Origin of the sequence: Caballeronia hypogeia (assembly GCF_001544875.2) — a bacterium.
Classification (GTDB): Bacteria; Pseudomonadota; Gammaproteobacteria; order Burkholderiales; family Burkholderiaceae; genus Caballeronia; species Caballeronia hypogeia.
Genome location: NZ_FCOA02000022.1, coordinates 120,487 through 139,444, shown reverse-complemented (window position 1 = coordinate 139,444; position 18,958 = coordinate 120,487). Strand labels below are relative to the sequence as shown.

Sequence of the window (18,958 nt, the reverse complement as noted above, 5' to 3'; positions counted from 1 at the left end):
ACGAAATGCAGAAGCGCGACGCGAAGAAGGGCCTCGCTTCGCTGTGCATCGGCGGCGGCATGGGCGTGGCGCTGGCGCTCGAGCGTCCGTAAGTCGAGACGTCACGCAACAGATCAGTATCAAGCAGTACACACCGGCGCCGCGTGCATGCGGCCCGACGCGACATCAAACCAATATAAGCGTCGAGACGACAGCGCGCGCCGGTGGCAATCCGAGCTTCATTAACCTGAGAGAAAGTACGAGGAGTATCAGCATGACTAAGCGAATCGCAGTGGTGACGGGTGGCATGGGCGGCCTGGGCGAAGCCATCAGCATCAAGTTGAACGACGCCGGTTACGCGGTCGTCGTGACGCATTCGCCGGGCAACGAGAAAGTGAGCGCATGGCTCGCGGACATGGACCGCAAGGGCTACAACTTCCGCGCCTACGCCGTCGATGTCGCCGACTACGACTCCGCTCAGCACTGCGTGGCGAAGATCCAGGCCGAAGTCGGCCCGATCGATATCCTCGTGAACAACGCCGGCATCACGCAGGACACGACTTTCAAGAAGATGACCAAGGTGAATTGGGACGCCGTGCTGCGCACCAACCTCGACTCGGTCTTCAACATGACCAAGCCGGTGTGCGAAGAGATGGTCTCGCGCGGCTGGGGCCGCATCATCAACATCTCGTCGGTGAACGGCTCGAAGGGGCAGATCGGCCAGACGAACTACGCCGCGGCGAAGGCTGGCATGCACGGTTTCACGAAGTCGCTCGCGCTCGAAGTCGCGAAGAAGGGCGTGACCGTCAACACGATCTCGCCGGGCTATCTGGCGACCAAGATGGTGACCGCGATTCCGCAGGAGATTCTCGACACGAAGATTCTTCCGCAGATTCCGGCCGGCCGTCTCGGCAAGCCCGAGGAAGTCGCCGCGCTCGTCACGTTCCTGTGCTCGGAAGACGCGGGCTTCGTGACCGGCTCGAACATCGCGATCAACGGCGGCCAGCACATGAGCTGATGCTGGCGGGCGGCGCGTAGCTTCGCGCCGCGTTTCGCCCGGGTGTCGCGCGATAGCCATCGATGCGCGCGACACCGATGTCGCAATCGAACGCTTCTCTCATCCGAATCACCCGCTCCCCGTTCAAGCGTGCCCCATGAACAACTTCGGCGCAGTCGCCCACCTTTATAGCGTCCGTCATCTGGACTCGGCGATCGAGCATCTCGAACAAGTGCTGAGCCTCGAAGGCGCGAATTCGCTCTTTTCGAAGACTTACTGGCGCGGCCGCGTCGTGCAGGCGCTTTCGACGCCGGGTCTCGCGCCGTGTCAGCATTCGCGCCTGCAACGCCTGCTGGAGCGCATCGCACAGTCTTGAGCAGGAACGAAGGAACAGTCGGCCGCAGACCCGGTCAACCTTGAGAAGGCGTGCGACATTGTTCGCGTGGCCGCTTGCACCGGACCCGATCGCACAGTCGCCTTTCCTCTGATCTGTGAAGAAAATCGCGGACGCTTGTACCATTCGGGCCGTATCTCAATATTGACGGCCGACAAGTATGTCCGATTTCCTACGATCATTGATCTCGATGCGATGCGCGCCTGGCGCGATCGCACTCTCGCTGCTGCTTGCCGCATGCGGCACGACCAACGGCGTCACCGCCGGCGCGCAACCGAACACTTACACGGTGACCGGCAAGGCGACGGGCACACGCATGTCGTGGGTGACCGCGCGCAACGCCGCGATGGACGCGGCCAGCGACTATTGCAAGCAACGTTCGGAACGCGTCGCGATCAGGTCGGAGGCGACGAGCGGCGTGCGCAGCCTCGAAGAACAGACCTCGACGGTGTCCTTCAGTTGCCTTCCGCAAAACGACGCGCGCGGCTGAGCTCCTAGCCCATACCTCGGCACGGCAGCTTACTGACTCGCGCCCGTGCCGATCCCCGCCTTCTTCTGCGCGTTCTGCACGTCCTGCGGATAGCTGTTGTCATCACGCTTCGCCGGGTCGTAGCCTGCGTCTTCCAGCTTCTTCAACTCGGCGTTCTTTTTCGCGCGCGCCTGTTTGCGCGCGGCTTTCTTCTCTGCCTTGGTCGTCGGTGCGGCTTGGGTCGGCGCGCTCGCCGCCGCTCCCGCGCTGTTCTGCGCGCTCGCGAGCGGCGCGACCGATAGAGCAAAACCAGCCGCGATCAGCGAAACGACGAGTGTCTTGCCAGCCATTGCTTTCATATTGTCTCCGGATCGGTTGAATGTAAGGCGCCACTCCTCCTAGCACTTCCGATGCCCGCCGTGCGACCCGACGTCGCATCGCCCGAACGGTTATGATGCGCAGCGGCGTAAATGTAGAACAAAAATCACAACCATCGAGACTGTCGCGGTATCGCGGGCTGCATCTGGACCTTCGCCCGGCGCGCGACGCTCACGTCTTTTCGGAGCTGTCTATGCCCTTGCGGTCCGGTGTCGACGAGGCCAGCTTTCGTCGCATTCTCTTTCGCAACATCGCGCTGCCGCTCGGAACCGGCGTCGTCACGGCGGTCGCGTTCGTCGCGCTCGTGCTGTATCTGCTGGCGGGCATCAACTGGGTCGAGCATTCGGAGCGCGTGATCGGCAACGCGCAGGAGATCGGGCGGCTGGTCAGCGAGAAGGAAAGCGCGATCCGCGGCTATCTGATCACCGGCGACGACGCCTTTCTCGCGCCGTTCGAAACTTCGAAGCCGAAGCTCGACGCCGATATCGACACGCTCGCCGACCTCGTCTCCGATAACGCGCCTCAAGTGGATCGCCTGATCCGCATTCGCTCGCTCCAGACGCAGTGGGACAAGGTGGCCGACGGCCTGATCGACGCGCGCCGCCACGCTCAGGATGCGGCCGCGCTCGTGCGCGCGGGTCGCGGGTCGGCCTTGCGCGCGGAGACGGAGCGCGAGCTTGCGGCGTTTCTCAACATCGAGCAGACCTTGCGGCTGCAGCGCGTCGAGTCGGCGAAGCAGTTGACGACCATCACGGTCACGGTGTTCCTGATCCTGAGTCTCGCGCTTTCTGTGATTCTCGCAGTATTCGGCAGACGCGAGCTGATGCAGCTTTCGGGCGCCTATGGCGCGGCGATCGGAGAGCAGGAGCGGCAGACGCAGGTGCTGCAGGAGCAGGCGTGGCTGCGCGACGGACAGACGCAGCTTGCCGAACGCGTGATTGGCCGGCAATCGCTGGAGAAGCTGTGCCAGACGATCCTCGATTTCCTCGCGGATTATCTGAAGGTGTCGATGGCCGCGTTCTACGTGCGCGAACCCGACGGCGCGTTGAAACGCACCGCGAGCTTCGGTTTCAATCCGGACAGCGCGCCGCTTCCGGAATCGCTTGCGGGCGTGAGAAGCCTCGTCGGACAAGCGGTGCACTCGCGCAAGCTGATGAGCGTGCGCGACGTGCCGGCGAACTACTGGAAGGTGACATCGGCGCTCGGCGCGAGCGCGCCGGCGAGCCTCGTGATCCTGCCGGTCGAGAACGAAGGCCAGGCGAACGGCGCGATAGAACTCGGCGCGATGCACACGCTGACCGAACGCGACCAGCAGTTTCTGAAGACGATCGCGGGCAATATCGGCGATTTCATCGAGGCGGCGCAGTATCGCGAGCGCCTGCAGCGCGTGCTCGAAGAGACGCAGCAGCTGAACGAAGAACTGCAGATGCAGCAGGAAGAACTGCGTACGACCAACGAGGAACTCGAGCAGCAGACCACGGCGCTTTCGCAGGCGCAGGCGTATCTCGCGAACCAGAAGTCGGAACTGGAGCAGACCAACGATCAGCTTGCGGAACAGGCGCGCGTGCTCGATGAGCGCAACGTCGCGCTCAACGCCGCGCAAGGCGAACTCGAAGCGCGCGCCGAAGCGCTGCAGCGCGCGAGCCGCTACAAGTCGGAGTTTCTGGCAAACATGTCGCACGAGTTGCGCACGCCGCTCAACAGCTCGCTGATCCTCGCGAAGCTGCTCTCCGAAAACAAACACGGCAATCTGTCGGCCGATCAGATCAAGTACGCGCAGACCATCTATTCCGCGGGCAACGATCTGCTCAACCTCATCAACGACATTCTCGATCTTTCGAAGGTCGAAGCGGGCAAGCTCGATCTGCATATCGAGGACGTGCCCGTGCAGCGGATCATGGATTCGCTTGCGCGCACCTTCGAGCCGCTCGCGCGCCAGAAGAAGCTCAGGCTCGAGCTCAGAAACGAGATCGATGAATATCCGACGCTCACGACCGACTTCCGCCGTCTCGAACAGATTCTGAAGAACCTGCTGTCGAACGCGATAAAGTTCACGGATACGGGCGCGGTTTCGCTCGTGCTCAGGAGCGCGGGCGAGCGCAGCGTGCAGTTCGTCGTCACGGATACGGGTATCGGCATTGCGCCGGATCAGCTCGACGCGATCTTCGAAGCCTTCCAGCAAGCGGACGGCACCACGAGCCGCCACTACGGCGGCACCGGCCTGGGTTTGTCGATTTCTCGCAGCCTCGCGCATCTGCTCGGCGGTTCAGTCGCGGTGCGCAGCGCGCAAGGCTCGGGCAGCACGTTCACGCTGACGATGCCGCTCACGCACGGCGCGCTCGCGGCGCCGGACGTCGAGGTGCACGCGCCCGAGCCCGTCGCGGTCATCGAAGAGACGCCGGTGGAAGCCATCGAGGTCACGCACGTGATCGACGACGATCGCGCCGAAGTCACGCCGGGCCGCCGTCTCGTGCTCGTGGTCGAAGACGAGCCGGGCTTCGCGCAAGTTCTGTTCGATCTCGCGCACGAACTGGGCTACGGCTGCATCGTGAGCGGCACGGCGGGCGAGGCGCTGCGGCTCGCGCAGGAACGCGCACCGAACGCAATCCTGCTCGACATCGGCCTGCCGGACCGTTCGGGTCTCGTGTTGCTGCAGGAACTGAAGGCGAATCCAAAGACGCGGCATGTTCCGGTGCATGTGGTGTCGGCGTCGGACAGGAGCGAGGCGGCGCTGCATCTCGGCGCGATCGGCTACGCGGTGAAGCCGACCACGCGCGAGCAGTTGATGACCATCTTCCAGCGCCTCGAGGAAAAAAGCAGCCAGAAGATCAAGCGCGTGCTGCTGGTGGAAGACGACGCGCGTCAGCGGCAGAGCATTGTCGAGCTGATCAGCGATGCGGATGTCGACATCACGCCGGTGGAGTACGGCCGCGACGCGCTCGAACTGCTGAAGACGACGATCTTCGACTGCATGATCATCGACCTGAAGCTGCCCGACATGCAGGGCGGCGACCTGCTGCGCCAGATGGCCGCGACCGATTCCTACGCGTTTCCGCCGGTGATCGTCTACACCGGCCGCCACCTGACGCACGACGAGGAGGCGGAACTGATGCGCTATTCGCAGTCGATCATCATCAAGGGCGCGCGTTCGCCGGAGCGTCTGCTGGATGAAGTCACGCTATTCCTGCACAAGGTCGAAAGCGATCTTTCCGCCGACCGTCAGGCGATGCTGCATGTGTCGCGCTCCCGCGATCGCGTGCTCGACGGCCGCCGCGTGCTGCTGGTCGATGATGACATTCGCAATATCTTCTCGCTGTCGAGCGCGCTGGAGCATCAGGGGCTGAAGGTGGACATCGGCCGCAACGGCTTCGAGGCGATCGAGGCGCTGGAGAAGAATCCGGACATCGACATTGTCTTGATGGACGTGATGATGCCCGGCATGGACGGACTGGAAGCGACGCGGCGCATCCGCGAGGACGCGCGCTTTCGGAAGCTGCCGGTCGTCGCGATCACCGCGAAGGCGATGAAGGACGACCAGGAGCAATGTCTCGCGGCGGGCGCGAGCGATTATCTGGCAAAGCCGATCGACATCGACCGGCTTTACTCGTTGCTGCGCGTGTGGATGCCGAGGCGCGTTTAAATATTCAAGGCGCGCTTGTCCACCGCGAGCGCCGCCTCCCGCATCACTTCCGACAGCGACGGATGCGGATGGCAAATGCGCCCGATGTCCTCGCTCGCCGCCTTGAACTCCATCGCGACCACGGCTTCCGCGATCAGATCCGACGCGTTCGCCGAGATGATGTGCACGCCGAGAATTTCGTCGGTGTTCGCATCGGCGATGATCTTGATGAATCCGTCCGTCTCGCCGATGCCCATCGCTCGGCCGTTGGCGAGCATCGGAAACTGGCCGGCCTTGATCGCGCGGCCTTCGGCCTTCAGCGCCTGCTCCGTCTGACCGACCCACGCGATTTCCGGATGCGTGTAGATCACCCACGGAATGCAGTTGTAGTCGATATGCGGCTTCTGCCCGTCGATGATTTCCGCCACCAGCACGCCTTCGTCCTCGGCCTTGTGCGCGAGCATCGGGCCGCGCACGACATCGCCGATCGCGTAGACGTTCGGGACTTTCGTCGCGCAGTGACCATCGACGGGAATGAAGCCGCGCTCATCGACCGACAAGCCGATGGAGTCGAGCCCCAGATCGTCCGTGTTCGGCACGCGGCCGATGGAGACGATCAGCCGATCCGCCTCCAGCGTCTGCGCGTTGCCGTCCTTGTCCTTGTAGGAAATGGAGACGCTCGAATCGGCCGTCTTCACGCCGTCGATCTTCACGCCGAGATGAATCGTCAGCCCCTGCTTCTTGAAGAGCTTCGCGGCTTCCTTCTGCAGCGCGGCATCGGTCGTGCCGAGGAATTCAGGTAACGCTTCGAGAATCGTCACTTCCGCGCCGAGCCTGCGCCACACCGAGCCGAGCTCCAGCCCGATCACGCCCGCGCCGATCACGGCGAGCTTCTTCGGCACGTCGGTGAAGGCGAGCGCGCCTTCGTTGTCGGAGACGATTCGGTTGTCCACCGGCACGTTCGGCAGATGCCGCGCCTTCGAACCCGTCGCGATGATCACGTGTTGCGCGGTATGGCTTTCGGTCTTGCCGTCGCCGCTCACGTCGATCCTGAAGTTGCCGCCGTCCTTGCCGGCGAGCTTGCCGTGTCCCTTCAGCCAGGTGATCTTGTTCTTGCGGAACAGGAATTCGACGCCGCCCGTGATCTTCTCGACGATCGCTTCCTTGCGCTTGACCATCTTGTCGACGTCGACAGAAAGGTTGTCCATGTTGATGCCGTACTCGGCGAAATGGAGCTGCGCGTTCTCGAATTTCTCCGACGACGCGAGCAGCGCCTTCGACGGAATACAGCCGACGTTCAGGCACGTGCCGCCGAGTTTCGGCTTGCCAGCCGGATTGATCCACTCCTCGACGCACGCAACCTTGCGGCCGAGCTGCGCGGCGCGGATCGCGGCGATGTAACCGCCTGGCCCGGAACCGATGACGATGACGTCGTAATCGGCTTTCGCGCCCGCGGCGGCCTGGGGTGCGGGAGCGGGAGCCGGAGCCGGAGCCGCGGCGGGCTTTTCAGACGCGGGCGCGGGCGCGGGAGAAGGCGCCGCCGCCGAAGCCTTCGCTTCCGTATCGATGATCGCGATCACTTCGTCGGCGTGCACGATGTCGCCCGCGTTTTTTACCACTTCCACGAGCGCGCCGGCCGAGGGCGCGGGCACTTCGAGCACGACCTTGTCCGTTTCCAGTTCGATGAGGATTTCGTCTTGCGCCACGGCGTCGCCCGCCTTCTTCTTCCACGGCAACATCGTCGCTTCGGTGACGGATTCGGAAAGCTGCGGAACCTTGACTTCAATCCTGGCCATTCAGATTCTCCTTGTGGGCGATTTTTCGCGATCTGGAAACGTTTCGGCGTGGCTCGCCTTCTGGACGCCGCCCTTGTCTGGCGGGCCCGGCGCGCGGAAGTCACAGGATACGCTCTGTGCGCAGCGCGCGCGCGTGAGCGGTCCTTGCGGCGGTCCTGTTTTTGCCGTCGCTATATTCGATGGTATATTTCGAACGAACCGCCCAGCCTATCGAGCACGAGGTGATCATGCAGACTCCGCCGTTTCAACTCGCGCGCACGCACGCCCATGGGCATCGCGACGCCTGCTGCCAGCCGACTGAAGCCGACTTGCGCAGCGCCCGCCGCCGCGCGCGGCTCGCGGAACTGGATGCGAACCTGCATTGCTCGATCATCGGCACGTGTCTTTCGACGAGCGAGTTGCGCCGCCTCGTGCCGAAGTTCACCGATCTCGACCGGCATCATGCGAGCGATCTCGACATTCATCACGCGGCGGTGGAACTGGCGATCGCGGGCGGCGCGGGCGCGAAGGCGCTGAACAAGGCGCTCGACGAACGTTATGCCGGCGCGATCCGCCGCTTCGACGCGGCGCACGATCCGCGCGCGCTGCTCGATCTGTGGAACGACGCGCTCAAATCCGGCGACATTCCGCCCGCCTACTGGGCGGTGATGTCGCATCCGCACGCGAACATCGAAGTGCGTCAGTCGGCGTTCGGCGAGCTGCATATGCTGTCGCATCTCGTGGGCGCGGCGAATCGCGCGGATATTCGTCGGCTGGTCGCGCTCGAGGGCGAGAATCAGGAGCTCAGGGAGAAGATCGAGCGGCAGCAGGCGCGTCTGCTCGAACTGAGCGCGGAGCGGGATGCGTCGCTTAGAGCGTCCAGCGAGAATGCGTCGCGGCTTGCGGCCATCGTCGGGCGCAAGCCTGATTTGACGACCGCCGAACTCGAAGCCGAAGTCGGGCGTCTGCGCGACAAGGTCGAGGACGGCGAGCGGCGTCTCGCGCTGCACACGAGCCGTCGCGAAGCCGCGGAGCAGCGCGCGCAGCAGGACGACGAGCACGCGCGCGCGTTGCGCAGCAAGCTGGGCGAAGCGCAGGCGCTGCTGAAGGTCGTGCAGGCCGAATGCGCGGCGCTGGAGCGCGCGACGCTCGAAGCCGTCGATGAACCCGGTGCGCGCCGGCGCGGCGTGGAATGGGTGAGCGGCAAGCGCATCGTGTACGTCGGCGGGCGGCCGAATTCCAATGCGGTGTTGAAGTCGATGGTGGCGGCGGCGGGCGGTGAGCTGACGGTTCACGACGGCGGCATCGAGGATCGCAAGGGGCTGCTCGCGGCCGCGCTGCCGAACGCGGATGTCGTGCTGTTTCCGGTCGACTGCATCGATCACGATTCGATGAACATGCTCAAGCGCGTCTGCGAGCGGCATGGCGTGGAGTACTCGCCGCTGCGCACCGCGAGCGTCGCGAGTTTCGTGGAGTTCATCGCGCGGCTGACCGCGGGCACGCAGCACACGCCCGCGAGCGCGCCGCCGCGTTCCGCGTTCTGCCTACGGCACGGCTAGGGTTTCAGCAGGTCGGTAAGCGATGCGATCTGCTGCGCGCAAGCCGCTTCGGCCTGATGCTCGACCTCGCGATAAAGCCGGACGATGCTCTCGCCGACCGGGGTCAGCACGCAGCCGCCGCCGCTTTGTCCGCCTTGCTCGGAAATGGTCGCGGGAGATTTGAGCGAGCGGTTCAGCTCATCGATGAGCAACCACGCGCGCCGATAAGACATGTCGAGACTGCGCGCCGCCGCCGAAATCGAGCCGTGCTTGCGCACCGCTTCCAGCAGCGACACCTTGCCCGGACCGAGCGCGATGGTTTCGCCTTTGGTGATGCGCATGCGGAATCGCACTTCGGCCGGCTGGTTCGCCGGGGCCGTCTGGTCGGTGTCTTCCTTCGTTTTCAGGGTAGTCGCCATGCCCGAGAGGATACACGATGGACATCGGACGGACGTTCGATGCAGCGGGCGAGGGTGTTATCGGTTTTCCTGATAGCACAAACCAAAATCCTCGCAACCCGGACATCCGGGCGCGCAAGTCGGCGCGACGCCCCGCGCCCGCGCGACTTCCTGCGCGAGAAACTTCTTCCAGCGCAGGTTCGCCGTATTGCGCGCGACGAGATCGGGATAGTGACGGTCGAGCATCGTCGTGACGTCGTCGCGTCCGTCGAGGCCGAGATCGCGCCAGAGATGATCGGGCCGCAGGCTGGCGGCCGAGATGATGGTCGCGAGGCAATGCGCGTCCGCGCGATCTTTCGTCCGGTCATGCCACATCAGGAGGCCGTGCAGGTCGCGCACGAATGTCCAGTGCGGCGACGAACGCATCGCGCCCGGCGGACGATCGACCGTCGCGCCGGGAAAATGCCGCCCGATCAGCGCGGCGAGCGCGTCGCCGTCGAGACCGAGCAAAAGCAGATCGTCCGCTTCGACCCGCGCGCCGACGAGCCGCGCGAACAGCACGGTATCGGGCGCATCGGCGTCTATGGAATGGGCGAGCAGCGCCCGCGCGGCGGCGTTCATCGACGGATCATCGATGCGACTGGCCGAGCACGTGCGCGTCGACGCGCACGAGGCGCTTCATGTGACGCGGCGCGTGCACCGTGTCCGCGCCCGACACCAGCACCGGCAGGCCATCCGCGATGCTCAACTCGCGATCCGCGCATTCGTACGCGACGATCGCCTGCGCGCCGATCGGCGTATTGAACAGCTCGTGCCACGAAAACGTGACGGCGTAGCCGTCGTGCGCGTGCGCGAGAAACACGGTGCGCTTGAAATCCGTGTTGTCGGGACGGCGCACGCCCGCGGCGTCGAGCAGCACGCGCAGGTGAACGCCGCGATAACTTCCCATCGGACGGATATAGCGCCCCGTCGAAAAACACACCAGATCGAACGGCTCGATGCTCACGCGCGCGAATTCGCGCAATGCGGCAACATCGAGCGTCAGCGGCCGCTGCACGGCGCCGCCTATCTCGACGACAGGTCCGTCGGACGTGGCTGGGCGGGAGGAATTCGGGAGCGCAAGTTCCATGGCGATAGGCGTCGATACGCGTGAAAGCGGATGTGGGCTTGGCCTTGAGCGGCGTTATGTCTGCGACTATATTACGAGGTCCGGCGCGATGCCATGTTTTCAGGGGCATGTCGGGCATGTTCGTCGGCTTATCGGCGGGAGTCGGACTGGAGAAATCGCATGAAGCGACGGGCGACGGCAGCACTTGCAATGACAATGTTCCTCGCGGCCTGCGGCTCCCTCGCGCCGGTCACGACCGCCCGGAACGTGCCGTTCGCGGGCGCGCCGAACGGCGTCGCGGTGCGCGATGCGGACGGCGCGATATTCGTCACCGACGACAAAGCGAACGCTATCGTGATGAGTTCGCAGATCGGCAGCGAAGATGCGCCCGCGTTCTCGCTCTACGCGCGCCTTCCGGGGGCTGAGGGCGAACGCACCGGTTTGAGCCAGATCGCGTTCGCGCCGAACGGGCACCTGCTGGTCGAGCGTTTCGGCTTTGGTAAGGCCAGCGCCGTGTTCGACGTCGCGCCGAGCGGCCAGGTGGCGCTCGCGTCGGACACGAATGCCGCGCGGCGGCGCCTGGGCTTGCTCGTGCTCGACGGCGGCACGTTCCTGTCGAGCTGGTTCGTGAAGGAAGGCGATGCGCCCGCCTCAGGCGGCGTGAGCATCATCACGCGCGGCACGACGCCCCGTCAGGCGGTCGAGCACGATATCGTCACGGGTCTGAGCAAACCGGTCGGCCTCGCGATCGCTGGCGACATGCTCTATATCAGCGATCAAACCGCGAACCGCATCTACAAGGTGGATTTGCAGTCGGCGCGCGCGGCGAGCGCGCCCGTGCCAGCGAGCGATGTGTTCGCCACCGTCGATGCGCCCGACCTGATGGCTGCGTCACCGAACGGCACGCTCTATACGAAATGCGGCGCGCACGCGGTGTGCAGCTTCTCGAAGCGCGGCCGTCCGACGGTGATCGCGAGCGATCTGAAGGCGCCGCGCGGCGTCGCCGTGGATGTCGCGAGAAAGCGGCTGATCGTGGTCGACCGCGCAAGCGCGCCGGACCAGCCGGGCGCGCTGCGGGTGCTGCCGATCAAATAACGACGTTCAAATAACGCCGATCAACGCGGCGACGACCAGCCCTTGTAGTTGGCGACGTTCTCGCGCGTGACCAGCGTGGACGGCAGGAGAATCGTCGTGCTGCTCGGCTTCTTGCCATTCATCAGATCGTAGCCGACGCTCACCGCCTGCTGCGCCATCGCCCACGGGTCCTGACTCGCGGATGCCTGCACCATCGTGTCGCTCTTGAGCGCGGTCTCGATATCCGGCGCGCCATCCACCGACGTGATCACGATGTTGCTCCGGTGCAGTTGCCTCGCCGCCAGATCCGTGCCGATGGCCTGCGGATCGTTGATCGCGAACACGCCGTCGAGTTTCGGGAAGCGCGTGAGATAGCCCTGCATCGCGTTCATGCCGCCTTCGCGCGAGCCTTTCGCATCCTGGTCGTCGGAGAGAATCTTGATGCCGGGATTCTTCGCGAGCACGTTCTTGCAGCCTTTCACGCGATCGATCACCGCCGACACCTGCGGCCCGTTTTCGATCACCACGTTGCCCTTGCCGTTGAGCTTCTTCGCGAGGAAATCGCAGGAGATTTCGCCTGCCTGCACGTTATTGGTCTGCACGGTCGCGTCCGCGCCCGCCGCCGCCACGTCCACCGCGACCACGACGATGCCCGCCTTCTGCGCCTTCTTCACCGCCGGCTCGATCGCCTTCGGATCGACGGCGTTCAGCAGGATCATGTCGACGTGCGCCGAGATGAAGTTGTCGATCTGCGTGAACTGCTTGTTCATGTCGTAATCCGACGAAACCGCCGTCACCTTGACGTTCGGATTGATCGTCTTCGCCTTGGCTTCCGCCCCTTTCGCGATCGTCACGAAGTACGGATTGCCGAGCGAGCCGACCGTGATGCCGACGGACTTCAGTTGCTTGTCGGCGGCTTGCGCCGAAGGCAATGCCGCGCAAAAACCGAGAGCGAGTGCGACGCTGGCGAAAAGCTTGTTGTGCTTGCGCATGTTGTTGTCTCCAATTGGTCCTTTTTTCGAGGGCGGGCGCACGCGGACCCGAATGCGCCCGGACAAGCGGAAATCAGGTGCGAGCCGAGCCGCGCTGACGGTAGCGGTCGAGCGCCACCGCGCCGATGATCACGAGGCCCTTGATGATGTACTGCCAGATATCCGAGACGCCGAGCAGCACGAGGCCGTTCGAGAGCACCGCGATGATGAGCGCGCCCACCAGCGTGCCGACGATCGAACCCACGCCGCCGACGAAGCTCGTGCCGCCGAGAATCACGGCCGCGATGGCGTCGAGTTCATACGACTGGCCGAGCTGCAGACCGTTCGCGGCATAGAGGCGCGCCGCCGACATCACCGCGCCGAGACCCGCGAGCAGACCCGAGATCGCGTAGACGAAGAGCTCGATGCCCCACACCTTGATACCCGACAGACGCGCCGCTTCCGGATTGCCGCCGACCGAGTAGATGCGCAGACCAAGAACCGTGCGGCGCAGGATGAACCACGACACGATCACGACGAGCAGCGCGATGATCACGAGCCAGGGCACGCCGAACAGCGTGTCGTTGCCGATGAACGCGAACGACAGTTGCGGATTGAAGATCGTCGTGTCGTGGCCGATGAGGCGCGCGATGCCGCGCACCGCGGTCAGCGATCCGAGCGTCACGATGAACGGCGGCAGCTTGAGCAGGGCGATCAGCAGACCGTTGATCACGCCGAAGCCGAGGCCGACCGCGAGCGCCGCCGGAATGCCGAGCCATCCCCAGCCCGGAATGTTCGATGCGAGCAGCGCGGTCACCGCGCCCGCTGACAGAATCGAGCCCACCGAAAGGTCGATGCCGCCCGTCAGGATCACGAAGGTCATGCCCGCCGCGAGCACGATGTTGATCGACGCCTGCTGCGTGACGATCGACAGATTCTGCAAGCTGAAGAAACCGTCCGTGCCGACACCGAAGCCGATGCACAGCAGAATCAGGATCGGCAGCATGCCGGCCGTGCGCATCAGAACCTGCATGCGTTCGCGATGCTCGATGCGGTTCTGCCGTTGCGATACGCTTTCCGCCTTCGCAACCGGCGCGCTGTCGTGGTGTTTCGTCGTGTTAGCCATGTCTCTCTCCAGTTTCCTGATGCTTGCTTAAGCCGCCTGATCGAGCGCGACCTTCGAGCCCGTCGCCAGTTCGATGATTCCTTCCTGCGAAATCGGCTTGCCGGAATGGCCGCCGAGCTCGCCCGCAATTTCGCCTTCGCGCATCACGAGCACGCGATCCGCCACGCCGATCACTTCCGGCAGCTCGCTCGAGATGACGATCACGCCGACGCCCGAGCGCGCCAGATCGTTGATGATTCGATAAATCTCCGACTTGGCTCCGATGTCCACGCCGCGCGTCGGCTCGTCGAGGATCAGCACTTCCGGTTTGGTTTCGAGCAGGCGCGACAGCAGCACTTTCTGCTGATTGCCGCCCGACAGCGCGCCCACGTTCACGCGCATGTTCGGCACGCGAATGGTCAGCGCGGCGATCGCGTCCTTGGCGCGCGTGTTGCCGCGCGGCAGGTCCATCACGCCCATCTTGGCGTCGCGCCCGGCGATCGTGATGTTGATGTTGTCGCGCACGCTCATGTCGAGGAACAGGCCCTGTCCCTTGCGGTCTTCGGTCAGATAGACGAGGCCCGCGTCGATCGCGTCGCGCGGTGTGCGCAGCTTCACCGGCTTGCCGTGCATCGACACTTCGCCGCGCGTCTTTTCTTCCGCGCCGAAGATCAGGCGCGCGAGTTCCGTGCGGCCCGCGCCGACCAGGCCCGCGATGCCGAGCACTTCGCCCGCGTGCAGATCGAGGCTGCAGCCGCGCACGCGGTTGTTGTCGGCGATATCGCGCACGGAAAGCACGACGTTGCCCGGATCATAGGCGGCGTGCTCCTTTTTATAGAAGCCCGAGATGTCGCGGCCGACCATCATCTTCACGAGACTTTCCGCGGAGAGTTCGTCGCGCATCAGCGTGCCGACATACGAGCCGTCGCGCAGCACGGAAACGCGGTCCGACAACTCGTAGATTTCCGCCATCCGGTGACTGATGTAGATGATCGCGATGCCTTCCGCGCGCAACTGGCGCACGAGTTCGAACAGGCGGTCGGTTTCGCGCGACGAGAGCGGCGTGGTCGGCTCGTCCATCACGAGGATCCGCGCATGCGCATGCACGGCGCGGGCGATTTCGACGAGTTGCCGTTCCGCGATCGACAGATCGCCGACCAGCGTATGCGGCTTGAAATTCGCGCCGAGACGCTTGAGCACGTCTTCGCAGCCGCGCTCCATGCCGGCGCGGTCGACCAGCCTGCCGCGCCGCAGCTCGCGGCCCGCGTAGATGTTCTCGGCCACCGAAAGGTTCGGCGCGAGGCTCAGTTCCTGATAGATCACCGCGACGCCGAGCGCGCGCGCGGCCAGCGGCCCGTCGATGGTCACGGTCTTGCCGTCGATGAGAATCTCGCCGCCGGCATCGGCCTGATACGCGCCCGAGAGAATCTTCATCAACGTGGATTTCCCCGCGCCGTTTTCGCCCATCAGCGAATGCACTTCGCCGGGATAGACGGACAGGCGCACGTCGTTGAGCGCGCGCACGCCGGGAAACGTCTTGCTGATGCCGCGCATTTCCAGCAGCGGCGGTCGGGTCGAAGCAGAGTCATGCGGCATGGTTCACCTCTTGCGGTTTTGCCCCCGCGTGGCGAAGTCCTGCCACGCGCGGTGAAAAGTTGAAGAACATCGGCAGGGTGGCGGCGCCGATCGCACCCGCATCCGGGCCAAAGGTGCCGCGCACGAGCGTGGGCGTGCCGCGCGCTTCGGGCGCGTTGGCGGCGAGCGTGGTGGACAGACGTTTGACGAGCTTGTCGAGCAGGCCGCCGTCGATATCGGCGTCGATCACGACCATCGGCACGTCGAGCACGCAGAGGGTCGCGCGCAGGGCGGGCGCGAGCGCCTCGATGCAGTCGTCGATCCATTCGTCGACCGCGGGCAAACGGCGCTCGATGCACGACTGCAAATCGATGCGGTTGTCCGCCGCCGCGCCGCTGTAGTGCAGATGCCGCACGAGCGCGTTCAGCGACGCGCGCGACAGCAGGATGTCCCAGGGGCCGGAGGGCTGCGGCGCGGACGGCAGGCGGCTCGGCGGCACCGGAATCACACCGATGTCGCCGGCGTTGCCCGACGCGCCGCGCAGACAGTCGCCGTTGATCGCGATCCCACCGCCGATGGCGGAGCCGAGAAACAGATAGACGAAATCGTCGCAACTGCGGCCGTGGCCATAGAACAGTTCGGCGGTCGCGGCGGCGTTGCCGTCGTTTTCGCTGAAGACCGGCAGGGACAGCGCGCGGCCGAGTTCATCGGCGAAATCGGTTTCGTCCCAGGCGCGAAAGCGTTCCGCCGGCAAACCGAGTTCGCGCAGCCAGCTCCCCAGATTGAATGGCTGGGCGATGCCGATGCCCGTCAGCCGGTCGCGTTCCGTCGCGGAAAGCATGCCGAGCATGCGCTCCACGTCGCGCTGCACGATCTTCAGCACCTCGGACGGATGCGGCAGCACGCCATCGAGCGCGCTGCGGGCAAGCACGTCGCCGGCGAAATTCACCAGCACCGTCTCGATGCCCGTGCGATCCAGCCGCACGCCGATGCCGAACGCGCCACGCGGATCGAGCCGGATCAGCGACGCGGGCTGGCCGCGCTGGCCTTCCAGCCGACGCCCGGTGTATTCGATCAGGCCCGCATTTTCCAGGGATTCGACGATGCTGCCGACCGCCGTGCTCGTCAGATTCGCGTGACGCGCGAGATCCGCCTTCGACGCCGGCTCGGCGCGCCGCAGCGCCTGCAGCAGCAGACGCTCGTTGTACCGGCGCACGTTCGCGGAGTTGCTTCCTCTGCCGCTGGGGGATTTCACGCGCTGTCTCCGAAGATCGGCCATCGCTCTTTCGAACTGCCTGGCCATTAATTAAATCAAGTTGATTTATTTAAGAACGACGGCGCATCGAAGTAAAGGAGGGAAATCCCGGAGGCGGTTTTTAAGCGTCTTTTGAGTTTTTTGATCGCCCGCGTGCCGCCCGGCAGTCGCAAGTCACGGACCCGGATCGCTTTCACACTAGGCGATGCAATCAGCAGTGCCAAGAAGCGCGCGCATGCTTACGCAAGGCCTTCGGCCGGGCGCGCGCGGTGAAGAGCGCCGGGCAGAGCGTTGTGCTATCGTCGGCGACACTTTTCGACACTTCGCGCGACGCTCCCGGCGCCGCCTTCTCCCATGTTTTCGATCTCCCAGGGCACGCACGCCAGCAAGGCGGCCCAGTACGACGACTTGCTTCAGCAAACCCGCGCGCTCATTGCGGACGAGACGGATTTCATCGCCAATTGCGCGAATTTTTCGTCGCTCGTCTATCACACGCTGCCCGAGCTGAACTGGGCCGGCTTCTATCTCTTCGACGGCACGGAGCTCGTCGTCGGGCCGTTTCAGGGCAAGCCCGCGTGCGTGCGCATCGCGCTGGGACGCGGCGTGTGCGGCACCGCCGCGCAAGAGCGGCGCACGCAGGTCGTGCCGGACGTCCATGCGTTTCCGGGACACATCGCCTGCGATTCGGCGTCGCGCTCCGAGATCGTCGTGCCGTTGATCGCGAGCGACGGCGCGCTGATCGGCGTGTGGGACGTCGACAGCCCCGTGCCGAACCGCTTCGACGACGAAGACGCGCTCGGCATGGAAGCGCTGTGCACGGCATTCGTCGCGCTGACGCGGAGCAAGCTATGAATGCCGATGCGACGGAAAACGGTGTTGTCACGATCGCGAGCGCGCAAGGCGCCGGCGCGACCGCCGACAAGCTCGAAGCCCTGATCCGCGCGCGCGGGCTGATGCTGTTCGCGCGCATCGACTTTTCCGGCGACGCGGCGCGCGCCGGCCTTGCCATGCCGCCGAGCCAGTTGCTCGTGTTCGGCAATCCGCAAGCCGGCACGCCGTTGATGCAGGCCGTGCCGACTGCCGCGCTCGATCTGCCGCTCAAGGTCCTGGCGTGGGAAGACGCCGACGGCCGCGCGTGGCTTTCGTATAACGCGACCGAGTACGTGCGCGCGCGTCACGGACTCGACGCCGACCTGATGAAGCCCGTCAGCGGCGTGGCTGCGCTGGCGGAAGCCGCGGCGGGCTGAAGTCAAAGCCTTACGCGCCGGTGGACCGTGTCCGGCGGCCGGGCGCGTGCGCTTACAATGAGAAGTTTCCCCTTGTCTCAAAAGCCATGACGAGCCTTGCCCGCCGCCGCCTGCTTGCCGCGTGCGCCATCAGCGTATGCGGTATCGCGCGCCTGCGCGACGCGCGGGCGGCGTCATCGGATGGCAAGGCGACCGTCGCGCTCGTGATGAAGTCGCTGAACGATCCGTTCGTCGTGTCGATGATCGAGGGCGCGCGCAATTATCAGCGGCATTACACATCCCAGCTCGATCTCACGACGCACGGCACACTCACCGATAACGACGTGGCCGGACAGATCAGCATCGTCGAGACGCTGATCGAGGCGAAGACGAACGCGATCGTCATCGCGCCAGCCGATTCGAAGGCGCTCTTGCCCGTGGCGGCGAAGGCGATCGCGGCGGGCATCATCGTGATCGCGATCGACAATCCATTCGACGAGAACGCGCAGGAACAGGCGAAAGTGTTCATCCCGTTCGTGGGTCCGGACAGCCGGCGCGGGGCCAAACTCGTCGGCGGATATCTCGCGTCGAAGCTCAAGGCGGGCGATGAGGTCGGCATCATCGAAGGGCCGGCGAACGACCGCAATTCGCAGCAACGCACGGTCGGCTTCAGGGAAGCGATGAGCGCGGCGGGCATGCGCGTGGCCGACACGGACGGCGGCGAGTGGACTGCGGCGAGCGGCAAGGCGAGCGCGCTGCAGATGCTCTACGCGCACCCGGACATCCGCGGGCTGATGTGCGCGAACGACAACATAGCGATGGGCGCGATCGACGCGATCCGCATTGCCGGCAAGAAAGGTCGCGTGCAGGTGACGGGCTACAACAACATCGACGCGGTGCAGCCGATGCTCGAAGACGGCCGCCTGCTCGCAACCGTCGAGCAGTTCGGCGCGCGGCAGGCGGTGTTTGGCGTGGATGTCGCGGTGAAGGCGCTGCTGGAGAGACGGCGACAGCGGGATTTGTCGCCGTACATGGAGACGCCGGTTCAGCTCGTGACGAAGGCGCAGGCGAAGGGGTTCCGGTTCGGGGCGTCGTGA

General features: G+C 64.9%; 20 protein-coding genes. 10 read left to right on the top strand and 10 right to left on the bottom strand.

Annotation, left to right across the window (positions count from 1 at the left end; genetic code table 11):
* The 4 genes from AWB79_RS38490 to AWB79_RS26765 form a co-directional block, all read left to right on the top strand.
* The coding region (locus tag AWB79_RS38490) for a hypothetical protein (RefSeq protein ID WP_157695854.1) at positions 1 to 92 on the top strand (92 nt) is incomplete at its 5' end.
* 161 nt (positions 93 to 253) lie between these two features.
* Positions 254 to 997, top strand: coding sequence for an acetoacetyl-CoA reductase (gene phbB, locus AWB79_RS26775; protein ID WP_061170467.1), 744 nt, complete (start codon positions 254 to 256; stop codon positions 995 to 997).
* A gap of 136 nt (positions 998 to 1,133) precedes the next feature.
* Complete coding sequence (locus AWB79_RS26770) at positions 1,134 to 1,352, top strand: hypothetical protein (RefSeq protein ID WP_061170466.1); 219 nt, start codon at positions 1,134 to 1,136, stop codon at positions 1,350 to 1,352.
* Positions 1,353 to 1,560: 208 nt separating this feature from the next.
* Positions 1,561 to 1,860: a hypothetical protein gene (locus tag AWB79_RS26765; protein ID WP_232471030.1), complete on the top strand. Its 300-nt coding sequence runs from the start codon at positions 1,561 to 1,563 to the stop codon at positions 1,858 to 1,860.
* Positions 1,861 to 1,889: 29 nt separating this feature from the next.
* Here the strand turns inward: AWB79_RS26765 and AWB79_RS26760 are convergent, their stop codons facing one another.
* Complete coding sequence (locus tag AWB79_RS26760; protein WP_061170464.1) at positions 1,890 to 2,198, bottom strand: hypothetical protein; 309 nt, start codon at positions 2,196 to 2,198, stop codon at positions 1,890 to 1,892.
* Positions 2,199 to 2,410: 212 nt separating this feature from the next.
* Between AWB79_RS26760 and AWB79_RS26755 the strand changes: the two genes are divergently transcribed.
* Positions 2,411 to 5,857, top strand: coding sequence for a response regulator (locus AWB79_RS26755; protein ID WP_061170463.1), 3,447 nt, complete (start codon positions 2,411 to 2,413; stop codon positions 5,855 to 5,857).
* Here AWB79_RS26755 and lpdA read toward each other — a convergent pair.
* Positions 5,854 to 7,632 carry a dihydrolipoyl dehydrogenase gene (gene lpdA / locus AWB79_RS26750; protein ID WP_074169432.1) on the bottom strand — a complete coding sequence of 593 codons (1,779 nt, stop codon included), beginning with the start codon at positions 7,630 to 7,632 and terminating at the stop codon, positions 5,854 to 5,856. The two genes, AWB79_RS26755 and lpdA, sit on opposite strands and share 4 nt — an antisense overlap.
* 227 nt (positions 7,633 to 7,859) lie before the next feature.
* Between lpdA and AWB79_RS26745 the strand changes: the two genes are divergently transcribed.
* Positions 7,860 to 9,170: a DUF2325 domain-containing protein gene (locus AWB79_RS26745; RefSeq protein ID WP_061170476.1), complete on the top strand. Its 1,311-nt coding sequence runs from the start codon at positions 7,860 to 7,862 to the stop codon at positions 9,168 to 9,170.
* Here the strand turns inward: AWB79_RS26745 and AWB79_RS26740 are convergent.
* Genes AWB79_RS26740 through AWB79_RS26730 form a run of 3 tightly spaced genes read right to left on the bottom strand, consistent with a single transcriptional unit; the run spans position 9,167 to position 10,676 of the window.
* On the bottom strand, positions 9,167 to 9,568 hold the full coding sequence (locus tag AWB79_RS26740) for a winged helix-turn-helix domain-containing protein (RefSeq protein ID WP_061170462.1): 402 nt from the start codon (positions 9,566 to 9,568) through the stop codon (positions 9,167 to 9,169). The two genes, AWB79_RS26745 and AWB79_RS26740, sit on opposite strands and share 4 nt — an antisense overlap.
* A 57-nt stretch (positions 9,569 to 9,625) precedes the next feature.
* On the bottom strand, positions 9,626 to 10,168 hold the full coding sequence (locus AWB79_RS26735) for a nitrogen fixation protein NifQ (RefSeq protein ID WP_061170461.1): 543 nt from the start codon (positions 10,166 to 10,168) through the stop codon (positions 9,626 to 9,628).
* 7 nt (positions 10,169 to 10,175) lie between these two features.
* Positions 10,176 to 10,676 carry a molybdopterin-dependent oxidoreductase gene (locus AWB79_RS26730; RefSeq protein WP_061170460.1) on the bottom strand — a complete coding sequence of 167 codons (501 nt, stop codon included), beginning with the start codon at positions 10,674 to 10,676 and terminating at the stop codon, positions 10,176 to 10,178.
* A 159-nt stretch (positions 10,677 to 10,835) separates the two neighbouring features.
* Between AWB79_RS26730 and AWB79_RS26725 the strand changes: the two genes are divergently transcribed.
* Complete coding sequence (locus AWB79_RS26725) at positions 10,836 to 11,750, top strand: NHL repeat-containing protein (protein ID WP_061170459.1); 915 nt, start codon at positions 10,836 to 10,838, stop codon at positions 11,748 to 11,750.
* A 20-nt stretch (positions 11,751 to 11,770) separates the two neighbouring features.
* Here the strand turns inward: AWB79_RS26725 and AWB79_RS26720 are convergent, their stop codons facing one another.
* The 5 genes from AWB79_RS26720 to AWB79_RS39700 all read right to left on the bottom strand — a co-directional run bounded on the left by AWB79_RS26720 (position 11,771) and on the right by AWB79_RS39700 (position 16,859).
* Positions 11,771 to 12,721 (bottom strand): ABC transporter substrate-binding protein, encoded by a 951-nt coding sequence (locus AWB79_RS26720; protein WP_061170458.1) that lies wholly within the window; start codon positions 12,719 to 12,721, stop codon positions 11,771 to 11,773.
* Between the two features lie 73 nt (positions 12,722 to 12,794).
* Complete coding sequence (locus AWB79_RS26715; RefSeq protein ID WP_061170457.1) at positions 12,795 to 13,826, bottom strand: ABC transporter permease subunit; 1,032 nt, start codon at positions 13,824 to 13,826, stop codon at positions 12,795 to 12,797.
* 27 nt (positions 13,827 to 13,853) lie between these two features.
* Positions 13,854 to 15,401, bottom strand: a complete 1,548-nt coding sequence (locus AWB79_RS26710) for a sugar ABC transporter ATP-binding protein (protein WP_074169431.1) — start codon at positions 15,399 to 15,401, stop codon at positions 13,854 to 13,856.
* The gene (locus tag AWB79_RS26705) at positions 15,391 to 16,635 is read right to left on the bottom strand and encodes an ROK family transcriptional regulator (protein WP_061170475.1); all 1,245 of its coding nucleotides are present in this window, start codon (positions 16,633 to 16,635) and stop codon (positions 15,391 to 15,393) included. Before AWB79_RS26705 ends, AWB79_RS26710 begins: the two co-directional genes overlap by 11 nt.
* A gap of 56 nt (positions 16,636 to 16,691) precedes the next feature.
* Positions 16,692 to 16,859, bottom strand: coding sequence for a hypothetical protein (locus tag AWB79_RS39700; protein WP_157695853.1), 168 nt, complete (start codon positions 16,857 to 16,859; stop codon positions 16,692 to 16,694).
* A 130-nt stretch (positions 16,860 to 16,989) separates the two neighbouring features.
* On the opposite strand from AWB79_RS39700, the gene msrC reads away from it, so the two are divergent.
* From msrC to AWB79_RS26690, 3 genes are all read left to right on the top strand, one after another.
* On the top strand, positions 16,990 to 17,487 hold the full coding sequence (gene msrC, locus AWB79_RS26700; protein WP_061170455.1) for a free L-methionine (R)-S-oxide reductase MsrC: 498 nt from the start codon (positions 16,990 to 16,992) through the stop codon (positions 17,485 to 17,487).
* Positions 17,484 to 17,882 carry a DUF302 domain-containing protein gene (locus AWB79_RS26695; protein WP_061170454.1) on the top strand — a complete coding sequence of 133 codons (399 nt, stop codon included), beginning with the start codon at positions 17,484 to 17,486 and terminating at the stop codon, positions 17,880 to 17,882. The genes msrC and AWB79_RS26695 overlap by 4 nt, the downstream gene beginning before the upstream one ends.
* 86 nt (positions 17,883 to 17,968) lie before the next feature.
* Positions 17,969 to 18,958 (top strand): substrate-binding domain-containing protein, encoded by a 990-nt coding sequence (locus AWB79_RS26690; protein ID WP_061170453.1) that lies wholly within the window; start codon positions 17,969 to 17,971, stop codon positions 18,956 to 18,958.

Bases quoted from the DNA above. Each gene is read 5' to 3' on its own strand.
- AWB79_RS26715 (WP_061170457.1), bottom strand. From the start codon at position 13,826: ATGGCTAACACGACGAAACACCACGACAGCGCGCCGGTTGCGAAGGCG.
- phbB (WP_061170467.1), top strand. From the start codon at position 254: ATGACTAAGCGAATCGCAGTGGTGACGGGTGGCATGGGCGGCCTGGGC.
- AWB79_RS26695 (WP_061170454.1), top strand. From the start codon at position 17,484: ATGAATGCCGATGCGACGGAAAACGGTGTTGTCACGATCGCGAGCGCG.
- AWB79_RS26740 (WP_061170462.1), bottom strand. From the start codon at position 9,568: ATGGCGACTACCCTGAAAACGAAGGAAGACACCGACCAGACGGCCCCG.
- AWB79_RS26690 (WP_061170453.1), top strand. From the start codon at position 17,969: ATGACGAGCCTTGCCCGCCGCCGCCTGCTTGCCGCGTGCGCCATCAGC.
- AWB79_RS26725 (WP_061170459.1), top strand. From the start codon at position 10,836: ATGAAGCGACGGGCGACGGCAGCACTTGCAATGACAATGTTCCTCGCG.
- AWB79_RS26755 (WP_061170463.1), top strand. From the start codon at position 2,411: ATGCCCTTGCGGTCCGGTGTCGACGAGGCCAGCTTTCGTCGCATTCTC.
- AWB79_RS26745 (WP_061170476.1), top strand. From the start codon at position 7,860: ATGCAGACTCCGCCGTTTCAACTCGCGCGCACGCACGCCCATGGGCAT.
- AWB79_RS26730 (WP_061170460.1), bottom strand. From the start codon at position 10,676: ATGGAACTTGCGCTCCCGAATTCCTCCCGCCCAGCCACGTCCGACGGA.
- AWB79_RS26735 (WP_061170461.1), bottom strand. From the start codon at position 10,168: ATGAACGCCGCCGCGCGGGCGCTGCTCGCCCATTCCATAGACGCCGAT.
- lpdA (WP_074169432.1), bottom strand. From the start codon at position 7,632: ATGGCCAGGATTGAAGTCAAGGTTCCGCAGCTTTCCGAATCCGTCACC.
- msrC (WP_061170455.1), top strand. From the start codon at position 16,990: ATGTTTTCGATCTCCCAGGGCACGCACGCCAGCAAGGCGGCCCAGTAC.
- AWB79_RS26710 (WP_074169431.1), bottom strand. From the start codon at position 15,401: ATGCCGCATGACTCTGCTTCGACCCGACCGCCGCTGCTGGAAATGCGC.
- AWB79_RS26760 (WP_061170464.1), bottom strand. From the start codon at position 2,198: ATGAAAGCAATGGCTGGCAAGACACTCGTCGTTTCGCTGATCGCGGCT.
- AWB79_RS26765 (WP_232471030.1), top strand. From the start codon at position 1,561: ATGCGATGCGCGCCTGGCGCGATCGCACTCTCGCTGCTGCTTGCCGCA.
- AWB79_RS26720 (WP_061170458.1), bottom strand. From the start codon at position 12,721: ATGCGCAAGCACAACAAGCTTTTCGCCAGCGTCGCACTCGCTCTCGGT.
- AWB79_RS26770 (WP_061170466.1), top strand. From the start codon at position 1,134: ATGAACAACTTCGGCGCAGTCGCCCACCTTTATAGCGTCCGTCATCTG.